Source organism: Viscerimonas tarda, from assembly GCF_054601255.1.
The window spans coordinates 1-17,175 of sequence record NZ_BAAHWV010000014.1 but is presented as its reverse complement, the minus strand read 5'-3'; the positions used below and the strand labels follow the sequence as shown (position 1 = coordinate 17,175).

Genomic DNA, 17,175 nt, shown 5'->3' with positions numbered 1-17,175 from the left:
ATATCTTATGGCAGGTTGAACCTGCTCGATAGTTCGGAGGAATGCCTTAGTCCGATCATACACTAATTATTTTACCATCTTGTATTTCTGCATGATTTTGCAAACGCAATATCACATTATGTTTTCTTTTTAACCGCAATAAGTCTGTCGGTGAAATAATTGTTTGTGCAAATGGTTCTGCCTGCATAGGCAAAGAAGCCAATAGGTAACAAGGATTTGTTTTAGAAAATATTTTTCTCTGAAAATAATATGTTCTAGTTTTATACAACTGCTTTACAGCTTTTTGTATGTTTGAATTGTTGTTACATTTCTTACTGCTGTATTTCAATTCGGCAAAAAATATCCAAGAATCAGAATCACTCGTTTTTGGAAAAACAACACATTCGCATTGAGACAATGCTCGCCCGTCAGGTCTTGTAAAACTTGTGTTGTCAAACTTAATAAAGCCATTCAATAAGCTTACATTATTTTGCAAGGTAAAGAATTTAATACCTGTGGGGTGAATAGCTTGAAAAATCTCAACACCCCTCTTAATTGGTGATGCTTTTGTTTGTTCTGTATAATCAGCCAAGTATAAAGATTTGTCAGAGTAAGTGCAAACAGCGCTATGAGCAGGGTATTCTCTTGCTATATTAGTTTTTATCATTAATTGTAATAATTTAACATAATATAAAAATCGTCCATTGATTCTTTCATTATCGTATCAAAATAATTTGTGCTAATCAAACCATCATTTTGCTGCTTTGATTTTAGAATACCCTTGTGTATTTCGTAAATAGAAACATCCTTAGGATTGACTAATGACGTTTTACAGCTTAATTTTGCTTTATCCGAGGCGTTCATTTTATCATAAACCAAACCACACATCATACAATTATTCAACGCATAAAGAATATACGGGCTATGAGTGGTTATTGTCAATCTATTACCGTCTTTATTAAAAGATTTTTCTAACAAATGATACACTAATTTTCGTTGGGTTTCGGGGAAAAGGTTTTGTTCAGGTTCTTCAATGATAAATTGAGAATTGTGTGTTTTTAATAAGTTATTTTCTATCTCTCTATAGTGTGAAAGCAAATTACGGACTTGAGAGTCTCCCGCTTTTATTTTTTCATTTATTTCATTTATATTTTCTTTTGTGCGCTCTTTCTTAAAATTATCTCCAAAATATTTCTTTAAAACTAATTCCTCTACAAGTATTTTGTCAGCTAATATTTCTTTTTCACTCATCACACGAGGAGCATCTTCTTCTTGTTTATAATACCAGTTCGTCAAATAATCCACCATTGCAATTAAAGGGGTTACTGATTGCAATCCACTTGAAGCGTTAGATAATTGAATACTATAAGAATCGTCATTTTGTTTATGAACAATGCGATATTCTTCCGCATTTGAGTCATAGCAATAATCAATGTCAAAATCTAATATCGACAGTTTCTCTATCTCTGTGTATTTTTTTTGGGCATCTTCCCAATCAGACCAAAAACTTCTCATGTTGGTGTCGGCAAATTTTACATTTACATCAGGCAGACTAACCAAATTTCTTTCCGAAGGGATATAAGATATTTTACTTCTTTTGTAGGCATATCTATCGTTCCATTGAATGGAAAAATTATTTGCACTATATTCGATTTCTACCATATCACTTTTGTATGAAATGTATCTATCATGTTTCTCAAAATATTTTTTTAGTTTATGAAATGTCTCAAGGCGCTCAACAAAATAGTTGTCGTTCTTTTGATAAGTTTCTAAAGATTGGCTTGTAGCCACATCTTTTTCTACCCAAGTACAATAACTAATGATTTTGGCAATGGCGCTTTTTCCACTACTTTGCGGTCCCATAAACACATTTATCTTATTAAGGTCAAATGAAGCTTCTTTGATTGGTCCAATATTTCGAATTATTATCTTTGCCATTTTATTTTTTTATTCTGGGAACTGTTTAAATACAATATAATTATTTGATTTTTCGTTAATAAAATCTGTATGTTTTTTGATTGTCAAGTAAATAATTACAAACAATAAACAAAACCATACGCAATATCGTTTCCGCCACTTTCATTCTATCACCTTCACCAACACATTCGAGCCTTCTATTTTCACAATTACAACGGCTTCGCTTTCATCAATAAATTCGCCGGTGATGGATTTTGCTTCTACGGTGATGCCGTTAAATTCGGCTTTCCCTATTGGGTTGAGGCGGGAGATGGTTTGCCCTTCGTCGCCAATGGTCATTTGGTTCAGCTCTGTTTGATCGACTGTGGCGTCGATGTCGGTTTTCAGCGCAATGTGCGACATGGCATTCGATTTTATCAGGAAGGCAAAGGAGGCTGCAAACAGGGCTATTGAAGATACAATGGTGATAAATCCGGCTGTGTTTCCCATGTAAATAAAGGCATACACAATCCCTCCGGTCAGGGACAGGGCTCCGGCAAATCCGGCAACGGTGATGCCCGGCAACAGAAAAATCTCGGCCAGCAGCAGGGCTACCCCCAATACTACTAAAAAAACAATGATACCTATTTCGATTGCCATATTCCTGATGATTAGTTTAATGATGTAATTTCCTGATTGCGAGCTTTAATTTCCAACTCTTTTGCTTGTTGGAACAGTTGACGTTGTTTGTTTTCCAGTTCCAGTATTTCGTTGGCTGTTGCCTGCGATGGCTGCGATGCATAAACATCTCTTAACACATCCAGCCGTGCTTCTACCGCACCGAGGTTTTTCGCCGATTCGGTCGCCTGCCAGAATAAATCCTTTGCCGACGGGTTTTTAAAATCGGTCCAGTTGAAGTAGGTGTATTTATCGTTGATGACGAGCGTGAAGTCTTTTAGTATTTCTTTCTCCTTCTTTATTTCCTTTCGGGCAAGAGCGACGATTTTTGAATAGTCAACATCCGGTTTCCATGAATCTTTTATCGAGCTTATGATTGCTCTGCTAACCAGTTGATTTTCATCGTCTCCTTCCAGCATGGCAACCTGTTCGTTGGGAATAAAGGTGTATATGCAGACCTTGTCCTCCGGCTGAAACCTGTCCGAGGCAAACCAGCCTACGCCTTTTTCTTCATCCATGGCCATCATATAATCGTTGAAAAGCGAATTGAAAGGCATGTTCAGGCGTTCGGGCGTGAGGTAGGTATCGTTGTTCATGTTGTAGCGCGTAACGTACATGTCGTAGCCTCCCAGCCCGTTTTTGTCTTCTGCCGAAAAATAGACTGTTACCCCGTCCGTTAAAACAAAGGGATAGTTCAAATTTCCCGACAATCCGAAATTATTATCCGACAACTTTTTCTCGTTTCCAAAATCGTTCAGCAACTTCTCCATCGAAAACAATTCAATCTTATCCTCTACTGCCGGTTTTGCATAATAAATTTTAGTTGATTTCTCGTTGGAATAGACAGTAGATTCGGAGGCGCCTTCGTTGAAAAAAGTAGCGTAATAATCGAGATAACCGCTGCTCGGACTAAGTTTGTAGGCCGACAGAAAGGCGCTTTTGTCAACAACAATGCTGTCGATAATCTGTATATCCTCGGTGTGGAGAGCAGCCCTTTTCATGAAAGCCAGAACGCCTTTTTCTTTTTCCACTTGCGCCGAAGCTGCTTTGTCCCGTTTTTTGAGTTTGGCGTATTTTTCAAACTCAATTTCGGCCTTATCGAAGCGGTAAGTTTCGGTATATATTTTGCCCAAATACAAAAATGCGTCTGGAATGCTCTTGCTGGCGGCAAAAGCAATGCATTCTTCGGCTTTTTTCAGATTGGTATTTGTTTCGTAGAGGCATACGCCGTACCATTGGTTGATGGACGGATCGGTTGGCTTTGCCACATATTCCTTTTCAAATACCGGTAGAGCTTTCTCAAATTCCCCTGTTTTATACAATTCTTTGGCTTCGTTCAACGATTGGGAAAATACCGTTAGAGGCGCCAGCAGCAAGAACAAAAAGCCCGTAAGAATAAAATTTTTCATATAGCCGCTTAATTTTATAGCATTCAAATATATTCCTGTCCGTATTTAAGTTTGGCATCAGCCACAAAAGATTTTATCCGCTGTTCGTCTTCTTTTTTGCAGATGAGCAGCACGTTGTCCGATTCGGCCACAATGTATCCGTTGAGACCTTGTATGACGGCCAGCTTGCCACTTGGAGCGGCCACAATGTTATCCGAACTGTCGATGAATATGCTGTCGCAAATCAGTCCGGCATTGGCGTTCTTGTCTTTTTCGGAGACTTCGTGCAGCGAGCCCCATGTTCCGAGGTCGGACCAGCCAAAATCGGCAGCCATCACGCACGAATTGGGCGCTTTTTCCATCACTCCGTAGTCAATCGAAATATTGGGGCACGAAAGGAATCGTTCGTTGATAAATTCTTTTTCTGCAGGCGTATTAAACAACTCGCTTCCCTGGTCGAACAAGTTCGTAATATCGGGCAGATAATCGTGCAAGGCTTGCATAATGGTTTTAATATTCCATATAAACAATCCCGAATTCCACAAAAATTCGCCGCTTTCGCAAAAAACTTTTGCCAGCTCAAAATTCGGTTTCTCGGTAAAGACCTTCACTTTAGGTACATCATTCACGGTTTCTTCGCTCACCTGAATGTATCCATATCCGGTTTCGGGGCGACTGGGTTTAATCCCCAAAGTCAAAAGCATCGGATTGCGTTCGACAAACTCGAGCGCATTCTGTATCACCGAAACAAACTCATCCTCCTTCAGAATCAAATGGTCGGAAGGCGCCACAACAATATTGGCATTCGGATTTATGGCGTTGATGTGGTATGTGGCATAAGCAATGCACGGAGCCGTATTCCGGCGTATCGGCTCAAAAAGAATCTGGCTGGGGTCTAACTCCGGCAAATCCTTTCTAATCAGCTCATCGTAGGCCTCATTAGTAACAATAAATATATTCTCCGCCGGAAGAATTTTCTTAAACCGGTCGAAAGTCAACCGAAGCAAAGAGTGCCCTGTCCCGAAAAAATCGAGGAACTGTTTAGGCTTAGCTTCGCGGCTAAAAGGCCAGAAACGGCTTCCGATACCGCCACCCATAATAACACAGTAGCTGTTTTTATTATCCATATAGATAAGTATAGCGATTTACGTATAACTATTCCATGCAAAGTAAGATATTTTCTTCATTTAAAAAAAATATAATGGTCTTTTTTCAAAAAAATTAAAAGCATCCTTTGATATAAGAAAATAATATGTACTTTTGCAGTCGTAAAAAATGCCCAGATGGCGGAATTGGTAGACGCGCTGGTCTCAAACACCAGTGGATTCACTTCCATGCCGGTTCGATCCCGGCTCTGGGTACCTGATAAAACGCTTTAATTTGTTGATAATAAACAATTAAAGCGTTTTTGATTTTTAAGAATTTTGCGTTTTTGTCCGCATTTTGTCCGCAAAATTGAAAAGGGTTGAAAAAATTCCTATGCTGTCTAAAAAATTATCAGATTTTAAATAAGCTAAAATTAGCGGCCTAATGATAATCACCTTGCGGAATCTTTGGGATTCCATGCGTATATTTTCCCTTTTTTACCTGATAAACATCCTCTTATGAAAAGAATAAATTAGGCAAGGCTTTTACCGGAGATACTCTTTCGAGGTACGAGAAAGGAAGATGTCCGGTAAAATTCATTTTAGCCTTGACATTTTATTCTTGGAATATATATTTGTGTTCAGATAAATAAAGGGTTGCTAAGATTAATTTATTGAAAAATAACGAAAACGAAAAAATTGGGAAGTTGCCCTTGGGGTAGTTGATAATTTATCTCCTATTTTTCATTTCGTTTTTGTATTTTATATCAATTTTATCTTTTCTTCTTCATACCATTTAGCTATCGCCATTTTTGCCAATTCCTGTTGTTTTTTAGCAATATCATCAAGTATTGCTTTGTTGCCCTGTAATTCCACATCTAATTTATCTTTATCGGCTTTCATTCTGACTTCTGCGTTCAATTTTGCGGCTTCTTCTGCCTGAATTAACAATGCGTTAATTTCCGAGTTTTTGCGGGATATAATTTCTTTTTGCTCAACCATCAATTCATATTCCGTTCTGTCAAGAATTTCGTCATAAGAGCCGCGTTTGGTTATCAACTTTGTGAGAATTGGCGCAAGTTCGATTGTTAAAAACAGGAGCGTTAAAAACCAACTGACTATGTTCATTGTGCTGTCGCTGTCTGTTAAATCGCCCAATGCTTCAATTTGCGTGATAAAGTTATTGGTAAATGCCTGTTTAGAGGTTTTGTCTGCCTCTGCTGTTTCTTCATTCACTTTGACTTTCGCAGAATCCAATTTTGCCTCTGCGACTTTTTGCGCCTGTTTATTTTCTGACATTTTTTTCTCCTTTCTTTTTATTTAATTACACGTTGTTTACATTTGTCGGCAAGCGCCGCGCAATCTTTATACTCGCTTATGTCGCTGAATTTCTTTGCCAAAGCGGTATATTCTTCTTCAGATTTTGCAGCATCAAAATCTTCAACCAACCAACGATAGTAAGTATCGCCTTTTGCTTCCACTGATAGAGAGGAAATATTACCAAATTTATCTTTCAACGAATCGTGTTCTTTTACAAGATTATTGTGTTCTTTTACAAGGTCATCATGGCGGTATTGCATATTTGTGATTTCAGGCAATAACTTCTTTATTGCAATATCAGCCATTTCGTATTGCAAACTTCCATAAGGGGCACCCTTCAAAATCCGAAGATAATTATCATAACTATTCTGCCAGTCCTTTATTTTTTTTGCAAGGTCGTCAATTTCGGACTTTGATTCTTTGATTTTAGAATCTAATGATTCCATCTCTTTACACCTCTCATTGTATCCCGCAACGAGTTTGTCCATCAGTTTATTGTCTGACATAATTTTCTCCTTACCGGAACGGCTTGCCATGTGAAAGGTGCGAGCAATGTGTATGATGCTTTTATCCGCATATTGATGGTTACGTGCGTAAGTACTTGCAAGTTTACATTTGTTGGTAAGTGCGAAGGAATCTTTATACTCGCTTATATCGCTGAATTTCTTTGCCAATGCGGTATATTCTTTTTCAGATTTTGCAACGTTCCTTTTTTCAACTAACCAGTTGTAATACGCTTCGGCTTTCTTTTCTATGGGTTGCGTGAGAAGATAACCAAATTTATTTGACTCAGGATATAATATGGTGGCAAAGTCCACCCCCAGTTTACCTTCATCATTTTCTATATACATTTCAATAAATCCCAAAAAGAGCCGCGCATTAATGCTTAACGGCAAATCTTCCTGCGGAATATCAAAATTATCGCGGGCGCGTATCACTTCCGGTTTCCCATTAGTGTGTTTAATCCACCATTGTCGCTGTACGCCTTGGGTTATAACGCCCTCGCCTGTCCAGCCGGTTTGTTCGCCAACCTGAGCGGCAAATGCGTCGCTCACTTTATTAATGGAATAACCGTGCGGCTCTCCGCCTCGCCACTCGCCCTCTCTTTCGGACAATCCGGGCTGTACTTTTTTCCCCCATCCGTCGGGCTGCTTGTCAACACATTCCCCGATATAATATGAGCCGTCGGGGTATGTCATTTTGCATTTGCCCCTACCATTAAGAGGTCCTTCAAATAATCCCACATTGGGTTGATACAGTTTGACATCGCCTACGGGTTGGGCGTTTTCAAATACGCCTTCAACATACATCCCATCGTCCCAGAAACGTTTGCACTGTCCGTTAGGTACGCCGTTAATGAAAGTTCCTTCCCAATTTTCGCCGTCGTCCCATCTTAAAAATCCTTTACCTGTGGCTTTGCCATCGAGGATTTCGCCTTCGTAAACACAATGTCCGTTGTTCAGGACAAGTTTACCGTTTGTTTTACTTTCAGACATAATTTTGTCTCCTTTCTTTTATTTTTGATTTATACTTATACTCCACCGCCATTCTCTACCAAAGTAAATTCCTGCGGACATTATTGCAATGAGTATCAACAATGATACAATTCCAAGTGATTCATACGAAACAATCGCGATTATCAGTCCCACAATAAATCCTAAAACACCACAAATTATGGGTTTTAAGACAAACATTGCTGCAAATTTTGCAAGTTGTGCTGCTGTTGGCAACGCAGCAAACGTTGTCAGCAGTTTGAGTATCTTTTTTACATCATTGGGCAGGATACCACTGGCCGGGTTATCAAGAACCGATGCCGCAAGAGTTGAAACCTTTGCGTACGAAACAGAACCTTTGGACAACTCGCTAACGATTTCATTTATTTGAGCAGATATTTCATTGTTTTTAATCCGTGAAACATACTTCAGAAGCAGAACTGATATTTTTTTTTGAAACATAATATCTTGATTTTTACCAATAATACCATAACTTTACTTCCTGAGACAGGGAATTAAAACTCACTCTATCAAAGTAATTTGATACGGATTCACCATTATGACGAAATGTTGTATATTCTTTGAAAGCAATTTTACAACCTGCGGAAACTCGCTCTAAATCTAAACTCGCAAACTGAATACATCTGCGAGATTTTGCACCATAATAAGCCTTTTCTGCTGCTCGTTTCTTTTTTACCTCCGGAGTGTTACGTTTATAGATAACTACTCCTACTACTACGATAATAATGATTACTAATACGTTCATTTTTTTCTCCTTTCTTTTATTTGTTAGTATAATTGGTTCCCTGTCGTTTCTTGTCAATCAACTTGCGTGCCGTCTTAGCGTGCTTAAGGTTGCTAAGGTTATTGACTACCTGATAGGTGCAGAACCCTATAGCAGCCAAGCCAATTAAAACCAGCCACCCGTTTATAGCTCCTAAGACAATGGTAGCCAACAAGCTCAAACCAATACCTTTGGCAAAATTTTTCGCCAGATAGAGAGCGTTTTGAATGGTTTCGTCTATTATTTTCTCGTCGTACATGTAGTCCGGATCTTCTGTTATTTTATTTAATATCACGTTCCAAGATTGCTTATTTGTCATAATAATTTTCCTTTCTTTTATTTGTTAGTATAATTTGTACCTCTCATTTTCGCCTCGAAGTTTCCACAAGTTTTGAAATTGCTGCTCGACTTGCATTTGTAATCTCTTGTACCTGACGCGGGCGTGGTTTCCGACAGGTAACATCTGTCCTGTGTCAGAACGTAATAGGGACAAAATCCCGGAATCATTGGCGCATTCATAATAATTCCTCCTTTCTGAAAAAGATTTCCCCTACTCCTGTCGTTTTTCGGGAACTGACGCGGTTTTTTGAAATGGTTTTTGCTCCATTGCACCGTTTGATTTCGTTGTTGTGTTGCATAAATATTTTATTATAAGTTGTTTATGAAATTTACTCTCGAATATGCAACCATACAAAAAAAGCGTGAAACTGTTCGTTGATTGCTTATTTTCTAATACAGGCTCTACCAAAACCCTTTCCTCAAATAAGCACGAACAGTCCACGCCCAGTGAGCGTGAACCTTCGCAACCTTATTCTCGAGGAAATTATTGGTAGAATTTCGTATTAGAGAGAATAAGAGCTAAAAGCTCAAATATTTTTAATCAATATGTTATGTTTTATCCGTACATTTTTATTGTTTTAATTCGGGTACAAAGGTAGTACATTTTCAATATTATTTAAAGTAATCTATTTTGATTTTTTGCCTTTTTCTTTTTCTGTCTTCTCCAAATGCAGAATATACTCAGTCTGTTTATATAGCTGTGTTTTTAATCCCCGGAAATCATCCATCTGTTTGATGTTCAGTACCATTGAAAAGAAACAAACCAATGCTAACACAAAGATTATCACCGAACTTCGTAAAAATTCAAAGCCACAAACAGTAACTTTCTTGGGTTGTGGAAACAATTTTATAATAGGTTCTAACGAAACCTTCTCCGGCGTAGGCAATGCGTTTATTTGTCTCTCTACCTCATGGATAGCTGATAATAATCTCTCCTGATGTTCTGCTTGCTCTTTATGTTTAGCATCTGTGTATTTACATATTGCATTTGCGTATTTCACTGCGATAGCCTCTATCTCCTCTTTGGATACAAATTTTCTGACAGACTGATTTTCTTTCGCTTTACTGTTCGCTTGAATGACATCAACTTTTTTATTTACTTCGGACATGATGCCTAAAAGTCCCTCATATTGAATATTTTCCATATCTTTACATTTTTAATCCTTTACGTTTTTTCTTCTTTTTCGATTTTTGCTGTTGCAGATATTCCGCTTGGTCAGGGTCATAATCTGAACCTGACGGATGAATATCAAACAAGCCACCCAAAACAGAACCTACATTTTCTAAAACAGACGATTGATTATGCGGGTAATCCGGCTTAGGCTGGTTGATTGCCATTCCTTGTTCATGACCGTTATGCCGTAATTGGTAATCAATCTTCGAGTAACTGAATTGCCTGTCAATCTCCGAACCTTTGAACGAATATTCGCCTTTGGCAAAAGAAATTCCTTGAATCTCGTCCGATTGACCTTTGTACTTGAATTTCGCTTGGATTTTCTCTTTCATCAGCAAATCCTTTAACTGATTCCAATTTTTAGCTGATTTCAAAGCGGTTTGAATGGCTTTGTGAATCTCATACTTGCTCTTATCCGGTTCTCTCAGTCGATGAGTTTTTTACTTTTTCTTTACCTTCACCGAAAGTCAGACCGTATTTTTCTTTCAATGTTTTTGTAACCTTTTCATTTCTAAAATGGTCGTTTTTGTCGGAAATGGTTTTACCTTCATTATTCACCCTGTTGAAAACGATATGGCAATGGGGGTGTTCGCGGTCGGAATGGCGGACAATGATATATTGCGTATTCTCGATGCCCATAGCCTGCATATACTCTTTGGCCAGTTTGAGCATAAATGCATCTGTCAGTTTTATAGCGTCATCTTTGGAATAGGCGAGCGGTATATGCCCGACACTTTTGGCAAGATTCGGATTCATCAAACTTTGCATATAAAAACTGTTGATAATCGAATGGGCATTCGTTAAAAGTACGCCTTCGCTATCCAATAGTTTTGCATTTTCTTTATTCAACACGTATGAAATGCAGCCTTTAAGGCTTTTTCCTTTTATGATTTTTCCAATCATTCGACAATTTTTCAATTATTTCAGTGAATAAATTCAGTATATTTCTAATATCATTTTCCAGATACGGCATTTGAAAACTATTCGCTTGACGCGCCAACTGATTCAGGTTATTAGCCTCACCTGACAGCTTCCGAAGTAAGTCCATCTCTTCTTTTTTCACCGGTTCGACGATTTTGCTGTCCAGAATCGCGGCATGTGAATAAGCGCTAACGGTCAGCCCGGCGAGGGACGCCCTTCGCTTAACGGCGTAGTATTCCGGTTCGGAAAAGCGAACACTGACCATTCGCGATTTCCGTTGCGAAATACCCTTTTTCGGGCGACCGCCTTTAGGCTTATCTTTACTTGCTTCTTCCATAAAATTGCCGACCATCGGGAGCAATTTTCCCTTTCACGTCAGTGAAAGCAAGGGTTTTCGTATTACGAAAACATACCCTTGCTCCGCTGAATATATGAGCGATTGCTTACCCCATCCACATAATAATTTCTCATCGTTAAACTTTCCGCTTCCCTTCGGCAAGGTTACGAATATCGGAAGCCTTATACCTTTTCTGTCCTCCGAAATTGAAAGGAACCAAATATCCGGATTTAGCCCAACGCCATAATGTAGAGGCGTCAATCCCTAAGATTTTCAACACCTCTTTACGGGTCAATAACTCCTCTTGAACCGGAGGTTTCTCGTTTGGATTCTTCGCTCCGGGTGATGCGACCAGTTCGTCATGCCATTGCCGGAGTTCGTCCAGTTTGATGGAAACGGACAGGTTTCCGCCAAGTACCATAAAATCTTTTACATTCATAAAATTTGAAATTTTAATTCGACAAAATCTTTACCGCACTCTCTATGTGCGATTATGGGCAAAGGAAAAAAGAGATTTGCCGGAGATGAAAAAATGCAAAAGATGGCAGGTTATCTCTTTCTTATCTCTGAAAAGATGAATTGTTAATTGATTTTATTTCAAATAATTGTATGAAATTGCAGGATAGAGTAGGAATGACAAAATCTCTATGTCATCTCCAAAATTCAAGGGTAAGAACACAAAAAACTCACTTTGTTCCAAAGTGAGGTAGTATATTAAGGGAAAAATAAGCTTACTCTTTCAAGAACCGGAGATAGTCGGGAATACTTTTTTGTATGGAAATTTTCCCTTTTGTATCGTAAATTGTTAGTTTCCCTTTGACAATTGATAATTCGACATCGCTAAGGTTTGAGAACACAATTTTTAACCATGCGACAAGACATTCCTGCCGTTGGTCTTGCAGGTGATTTTTAAAATGATTCCACAGATTCCATCCAAAATGATACAGGTCGTTATTACTTATTTGGCGTGGCGGAACTTGTACTGAAACAATATTTTCAAAAGACTGTTCTTGGGCGAACAGTTCCACATAGTCATTCAGTTTTTTTATTTCATCGGCTGTAATGTACTTCCCGAAAGTTTTTTGAGTGTATTCCTGAAATAGGGTAATTGATTCTTCAAACCGTTCTCTTACAATTCGGTCGTGAACACTTCCTTCTTGTGTTGTAATATTTTTTGTATTTTCATTGCTCTCTGTCTTTTTATCTTTTCGCCAAATAGAGAATTTTTCAACCTGATAAATAATAGCTTTCATAAGAATCAGATATACAACAATCTCAATGCCTAAAACAATTGCAAAAACAAGATTGGCTGTACCTGTATCGCTTCCACTTCTGACACAAGCATAGCGAACAACAGATGCTGTAATTAGTATGGCAAGTGCAGTAACTATATGCAGAATAGTGTATTCCGAAATCTTGTTGAAATCCATAAGTTATTGATTTATCTTCCAGTAACCACCTCTATCACCGCCAATACGTTCAAGAATACCCTTTTCTTTAAGAGATTCAATATGCCGGTAAACAGTGGTAGTTCCTATCCCTAATTGTTTAGCTATACTCTTTCTTGAAATTGTATTTTCATTTCTAATAAGAGCTAATATATTTTGCTCTTGTATTATTGTTTTTTCTGCACCATTTTTCTGCACCACTTCTGCACCATTTTTCTGCACCACTTCTGCACCATCCTCCATTACTTTTACTGCTTCCAAATCCGCATTCATTACTGTAACCTTAAAGGTAGATATATCTTTAAAATCGAAGATGGCTCGACCATTCTTGTTTTCTTCAAGAATATCCTGTACCATGTTTACTCCCCGATTGAACCGATTTACATATCCAAATACTTTCATTGCTTCCGCAATGACCGGATTACGGTAATCATTTACATTTGGAAAATTTTCAGGCTGTACTTTGCCATATAGACCACCCGGATTGTCCATTTCAATACGGTCGGAATATTCATAGAATTTTGCAGGGGCATTCGTCTGATAATTACGGTGCATGATGAGGTTCATCGCCAACTCTCTTATTGCCTCATACGGATAATTAATTTTCATTTCTTCCCGTAAAACGGTGACGAATACCGGACGCTGTTTCTGGATAGTGTATTTGATGAAATAATCTATTTCTTTCAACAAAGTGATAAGATTCCCTGAAAACTGCCTTTCATTCAATATTTTGGATGTTATTTTCTTCCCTGCAAACTCTACATATTGGATATATGCTCCAAAAAGAATGTGAGCAGGGTCTTTGCCTATCAGTAAGATACCGGCAACAGTCGGGCAATCCTGTGTCGTATCAAAAAGTTTTAATGATGCCAATTGTTGTTTAATATCCCGTTTTTCACCTGCTAATACTTCAACATTCACAAATTTAGGCAAATATTCCTTTTTGAACAAATCCAAGTCCAAATCATCAATCGTACTGTGCAAACAGGGTGTTGTATCAAATGTCGGAGATTTTACTTCGCTCTTCTCGCGGAGGATTCGTTCTTCTTCCTCGTTGGCTTCCGCTTTTCGCGCACCAATACGGACGTATGTAACCCCCTTGTATTTAACCGGCGTGATTTTACTTGGTTGTACCTCTACAACAGCAATATCCCCATCGGGAAAAGAGGCTTTCCAAACCATTAAGGCCGGTTTAGGTTGAATGTTTCCGTCGGCACGTAATCCTGCAAGATTTCGCAATAATCTGTCGGTAACTTTTAAGCCGTTGAGCCTTCCGTCGTCGAATGCCCCAATCATCAAATATCCGGGCTCTCTCGTGTTGGGTAAATCGTTTGCAAAGGCACATACCGCTTTTGCAAACTTGTCCGTATCATCTGTTGATATAGTCCGTTCTACACGAGCATTCTCGATGTCATTGAGCAATTCTCTTACCTGTTCGTCTGAAATCATATTTTTCTGAAATTTAGCACAAAAGTACGCAATTATTCCAACATACCGATTAATTCCCTTTTCATGTCGTCATCAATCGTCCGGTATCGGGCAAAAGCTTTACTTCCTTCCTTATGTCCGCTCAATGCGCCGACCAGATTGGGATCTTTTACTTTTTTATAGATATTTCCGATAAATGTCCGGCGTGCCATGTGCGAAGATGCGACTTCCCAGATTGGTTTCTGAACCTCAAGCCGCGTCTTCTGGTCAATAATAGTAACCATTCGGTTAATGCCGGCTTCCTTCATCGCCTGCTTAATGTACTGATTATATTTCTGTTCCACAATTAGTGGAAACAACACATCCCGCTCATAGTCACAATAACGGTCAATAATTTCCTTTGCCGTTTTACTCAATGGAACGCGAACGGTTATCGCCCTGTCTTCCTTCGTTTTACGCGGAATATATTCAATAGCTCCGTCAATGATGCTCCGGTAAGTCATTTTATACAAATCGCTGACCCTGCAACCGATTAAACACTGGAAAACAAAAATATCGCGTTGGGTTTCCAACTGTTTATTGTGCGATAAATCAGCCTCATACAGCCTATTGCGTTCGTCGTTGGTAATATAAAACGGTGTGCCATAAACACATTCGCCGACCGAATAACGCTTAAACGGATTCGTTTTCGCATGACCGCTGTCGAAAGCCCAAATGACCATCGTGCGGAATTTTGTCATTAAATCGCAAATTGTATTTAATCCGCGTTCGCCCGGTTCGCCTGTTGTCCGCTTACCCGGTTCCGTTCCGGCCTTTGGCTTCCGCTTGGGCGTCTTAACGCTTTGCCGTGTGGCATATGGGATAGTTTCATATATTTCGGGGTATTTCTCGAACATGGCAGGTTCGTTTGATATAAAGTCCTCTATATCGGAAAGAGTATCAGGCGTAAGGTAATCGAATGTCAGTTCAAATTTTCTACTGCCTGTAATCCGTTTGTACAATTCATACCGTTGAAGTGTGCGGTATAACACTCGGAAGTTCTTTCGGCGGACTTCCGATAGCTTATGCGTATTCAAGTATTCGTTGAACAGGGTAAAAAATGTTTCAGGCGGAGCGGTTTCTTTCTCTTTCTTTTTACGGACAGGCTTGTGGAATAAATCGACACGTTTTTCTACCCATTCTTTGGTAATCAATTCGCGGTTAGTCATGTTCAGAATAGCATCTTCCAGATATTCGGCCAGAGCCTTTAATTTGGCTCGTTTTTCCAAGAGTTCTTCCCTCTCCGGCGAATCGGTTAATGGAATATTGATTTCGTTTTTCTTACCCCACCGCTTACTGTCTATCCGGATACCGGATTTAATGCGGAAACGCTGTTCGCGCGACACATAAATGCGAATCATTATTTGAGATTCTCCATTTTGGTCGGTCAATGACGAGATATTGTGACTGAATTTTGACATACTCTTTAAATTTAACTGTTACAAAGGTATGTCTTTTAATTGATTTCTCAAAAATATTTTGTCCGCATTTTGTCCGCAAATTTGGAAAGGTGTTGAAATCGGATGAAATATAAAAGTTTTCAAATCAATTTAATATATTGATAATTAATATGATATAAAGTTGTATGAATTTTATAGAATTGCGTGTTTTTGCAGCGTACAATTTCGGCTCTGGGTACGGAGAGAAGAAAGGCCTAACTGATAATCAATCAGTTAGGCTTTTTAAATGGGTGAATTTTCCCCACATTTTCCCCACCGATGCTATAATTTTATCGGATTATCTCGAAAGTATCCATTCTCGAACAATTTTTCGTCTGTATCGTATAGTTCTTTGTAGGATTGGATATATTCGGCAGTCGCTTGCGGATTGATGTCAAAGTAATACCGACACAACGTCCTGTACAACATTAAAATTTTCTCGTTATCAGCAAAGTCTAACATGTAATTCAACAGATGTTCGATTTCCTTTGTGTCTTTGCTTTGGTGACGGATAACGTCATCAACGGCAGAAGCATAATAAATTTCCGCTTGTGAGTATATTGTCTGAAGCTCTTTGGCTATTTCTCGAATATTTTCGGATAAAACGCTATGTTGTTCGTCTTGATTATTCATACTTGTATAATATTCCATTTTTTTTGATTGTATCTTTAACTGTATCGGTTATATAGGTTGCCATATTCTGTTATTAATTTTTCGTATGTTCACCCATTAAAAATATGGAGATCATTTGTTTTAATAATCGCTATAATTTTATCAGCAACATCCTGTGGTTTCAAGTGTGTTTTAGGGCTTGTTTGAGGTATCTTTATTGTTATATCTTTTCTTAAATCAATACCATCTACTTTTGCTTCTTCGTCATATAATACAGGAATAATAGCATTTTTACGATTTGGAATTAATTTATTTTTAATCGCTTTCCATTCCACTTTCCCTGTCCAATGATTTCGCTGATAATTCTTTGACATAAATAAAATCACATATTCACATTCTTGAGTGTATATTTTATCAAGGACTTCATTAGCACTTAATTTTGTTAATTTGTCCTGATGAAATTCATCAAAAAATACTTTATCTTTTGAAAATTCCAATGCGAGAATACCAGCTGTTTCTTTAACAAAAGATCTTGTGTCTCTGCCACAAAATGTTACGCCAACTCTATACGGTTTTTTGAGAATAAATTTATTGCATAATTTGGAAAATTGCTCTATTTGCCTTTCTACAATATATTTTAAATACTCGTTTGTATAATTTTTACGTAGAGCGGCATCTGCACCTTCTTTTAAACCCTAACTCCGCAAAAATTTAGGTAGTTTTAGCAAAAAAGTGGCATAAACATTTGGATATTCCACTTTTTTGTTGTAGTTTTGTGCTACCTAAATAGGTTGCATTATGTATTTACCGGAATG

At 38.3% G+C, this 17,175-nt stretch carries 18 protein-coding genes, 1 tRNA gene and 1 pseudogene; 1 reads left to right on the top strand and 19 read right to left on the bottom strand.

Annotated elements, in window-relative coordinates; genetic code table 11:
- Positions 1 to 55: 55 nt before the first annotated feature.
- The 5 genes from ACYPWY_RS07885 to ACYPWY_RS07865 all read right to left on the bottom strand — a co-directional run bounded on the left by ACYPWY_RS07885 (position 56) and on the right by ACYPWY_RS07865 (position 5,068).
- The gene (locus ACYPWY_RS07885) at positions 56 to 646 is read right to left on the bottom strand and encodes a hypothetical protein (protein ID WP_459684918.1); all 591 of its coding nucleotides are present in this window, start codon (positions 644 to 646) and stop codon (positions 56 to 58) included.
- Positions 646 to 1,917 carry an AAA family ATPase gene (locus tag ACYPWY_RS07880; RefSeq protein WP_459684917.1) on the bottom strand — a complete coding sequence of 424 codons (1,272 nt, stop codon included), beginning with the start codon at positions 1,915 to 1,917 and terminating at the stop codon, positions 646 to 648. Before ACYPWY_RS07880 ends, ACYPWY_RS07885 begins: the two co-directional genes overlap by 1 nt.
- Before the next feature lie 141 nt (positions 1,918 to 2,058).
- Entirely contained in the window at positions 2,059 to 2,535 is a 477-nt protein-coding gene (locus ACYPWY_RS07875) for an NfeD family protein (RefSeq protein ID WP_459684915.1), read from the bottom strand.
- An 11-nt stretch (positions 2,536 to 2,546) separates the two neighbouring features.
- Positions 2,547 to 3,962: a tetratricopeptide repeat protein gene (locus ACYPWY_RS07870; protein ID WP_459684913.1), complete on the bottom strand. Its 1,416-nt coding sequence runs from the start codon at positions 3,960 to 3,962 to the stop codon at positions 2,547 to 2,549.
- 23 nt (positions 3,963 to 3,985) lie between these two features.
- Positions 3,986 to 5,068: a mannose-1-phosphate guanylyltransferase gene (locus tag ACYPWY_RS07865; protein WP_459684911.1), complete on the bottom strand. Its 1,083-nt coding sequence runs from the start codon at positions 5,066 to 5,068 to the stop codon at positions 3,986 to 3,988.
- Between the two features lie 150 nt (positions 5,069 to 5,218).
- On the opposite strand from ACYPWY_RS07865, the gene ACYPWY_RS07860 reads away from it, so the two are divergent.
- Positions 5,219 to 5,302 (top strand) — tRNA-Leu (locus ACYPWY_RS07860).
- A 486-nt stretch (positions 5,303 to 5,788) separates the two neighbouring features.
- Here the strand turns inward: ACYPWY_RS07860 and ACYPWY_RS07855 are convergent.
- The 14 genes and pseudogenes from ACYPWY_RS07855 to ACYPWY_RS07790 form a co-directional block, all read right to left on the bottom strand.
- Complete coding sequence (locus tag ACYPWY_RS07855; RefSeq protein WP_459685015.1) at positions 5,789 to 6,346, bottom strand: DUF4407 domain-containing protein; 558 nt, start codon at positions 6,344 to 6,346, stop codon at positions 5,789 to 5,791.
- Positions 6,343 to 7,842 carry an MORN repeat-containing protein gene (locus ACYPWY_RS07850; RefSeq protein ID WP_459684909.1) on the bottom strand — a complete coding sequence of 500 codons (1,500 nt, stop codon included), beginning with the start codon at positions 7,840 to 7,842 and terminating at the stop codon, positions 6,343 to 6,345. The genes ACYPWY_RS07855 and ACYPWY_RS07850 overlap by 4 nt, the downstream gene beginning before the upstream one ends.
- A gap of 18 nt (positions 7,843 to 7,860) precedes the next feature.
- Positions 7,861 to 8,301, bottom strand: a complete 441-nt coding sequence (locus tag ACYPWY_RS07845; RefSeq protein WP_459684908.1) for a hypothetical protein — start codon at positions 8,299 to 8,301, stop codon at positions 7,861 to 7,863.
- A gap of 13 nt (positions 8,302 to 8,314) precedes the next feature.
- A complete protein-coding gene (locus tag ACYPWY_RS07840; RefSeq protein WP_459684907.1) occupies positions 8,315 to 8,605 on the bottom strand; it encodes a hypothetical protein in 291 nt (96 codons plus the stop codon).
- Positions 8,606 to 8,621: 16 nt separating this feature from the next.
- Entirely contained in the window at positions 8,622 to 8,942 is a 321-nt protein-coding gene (locus ACYPWY_RS07835; RefSeq protein WP_459684906.1) for a DUF4395 domain-containing protein, read from the bottom strand.
- A gap of 646 nt (positions 8,943 to 9,588) precedes the next feature.
- Complete coding sequence (locus ACYPWY_RS07830; RefSeq protein ID WP_459684904.1) at positions 9,589 to 10,107, bottom strand: hypothetical protein; 519 nt, start codon at positions 10,105 to 10,107, stop codon at positions 9,589 to 9,591.
- A gap of 4 nt (positions 10,108 to 10,111) precedes the next feature.
- A pseudogene (locus ACYPWY_RS07825) lies at positions 10,112 to 11,039 on the bottom strand (relaxase/mobilization nuclease domain-containing protein).
- Complete coding sequence (locus ACYPWY_RS07820) at positions 11,005 to 11,409, bottom strand: MobC family plasmid mobilization relaxosome protein (RefSeq protein ID WP_459684903.1); 405 nt, start codon at positions 11,407 to 11,409, stop codon at positions 11,005 to 11,007. Before ACYPWY_RS07820 ends, ACYPWY_RS07825 begins: the two are co-directional and overlap by 35 nt.
- Positions 11,410 to 11,530: 121 nt before the next feature.
- Positions 11,531 to 11,833: a helix-turn-helix domain-containing protein gene (locus ACYPWY_RS07815; protein ID WP_459684902.1), complete on the bottom strand. Its 303-nt coding sequence runs from the start codon at positions 11,831 to 11,833 to the stop codon at positions 11,531 to 11,533.
- A gap of 292 nt (positions 11,834 to 12,125) precedes the next feature.
- Entirely contained in the window at positions 12,126 to 12,824 is a 699-nt protein-coding gene (locus ACYPWY_RS07810) for a hypothetical protein (RefSeq protein ID WP_459684901.1), read from the bottom strand.
- A gap of 3 nt (positions 12,825 to 12,827) precedes the next feature.
- On the bottom strand, positions 12,828 to 14,291 hold the full coding sequence (locus ACYPWY_RS07805; RefSeq protein ID WP_459684899.1) for an RNA-binding domain-containing protein: 1,464 nt from the start codon (positions 14,289 to 14,291) through the stop codon (positions 12,828 to 12,830).
- A 32-nt stretch (positions 14,292 to 14,323) separates the two neighbouring features.
- The gene (locus ACYPWY_RS07800) at positions 14,324 to 15,730 is read right to left on the bottom strand and encodes a tyrosine-type recombinase/integrase (RefSeq protein WP_459684897.1); all 1,407 of its coding nucleotides are present in this window, start codon (positions 15,728 to 15,730) and stop codon (positions 14,324 to 14,326) included.
- A gap of 300 nt (positions 15,731 to 16,030) precedes the next feature.
- Positions 16,031 to 16,399, bottom strand: coding sequence for a hypothetical protein (locus ACYPWY_RS07795; RefSeq protein WP_459684896.1), 369 nt, complete (start codon positions 16,397 to 16,399; stop codon positions 16,031 to 16,033).
- A gap of 71 nt (positions 16,400 to 16,470) precedes the next feature.
- Positions 16,471 to 16,857: a TIR domain-containing protein gene (locus ACYPWY_RS07790; RefSeq protein WP_459684894.1), complete on the bottom strand. Its 387-nt coding sequence runs from the start codon at positions 16,855 to 16,857 to the stop codon at positions 16,471 to 16,473.
- Positions 16,858 to 17,175: the final 318 nt, after the last annotated feature.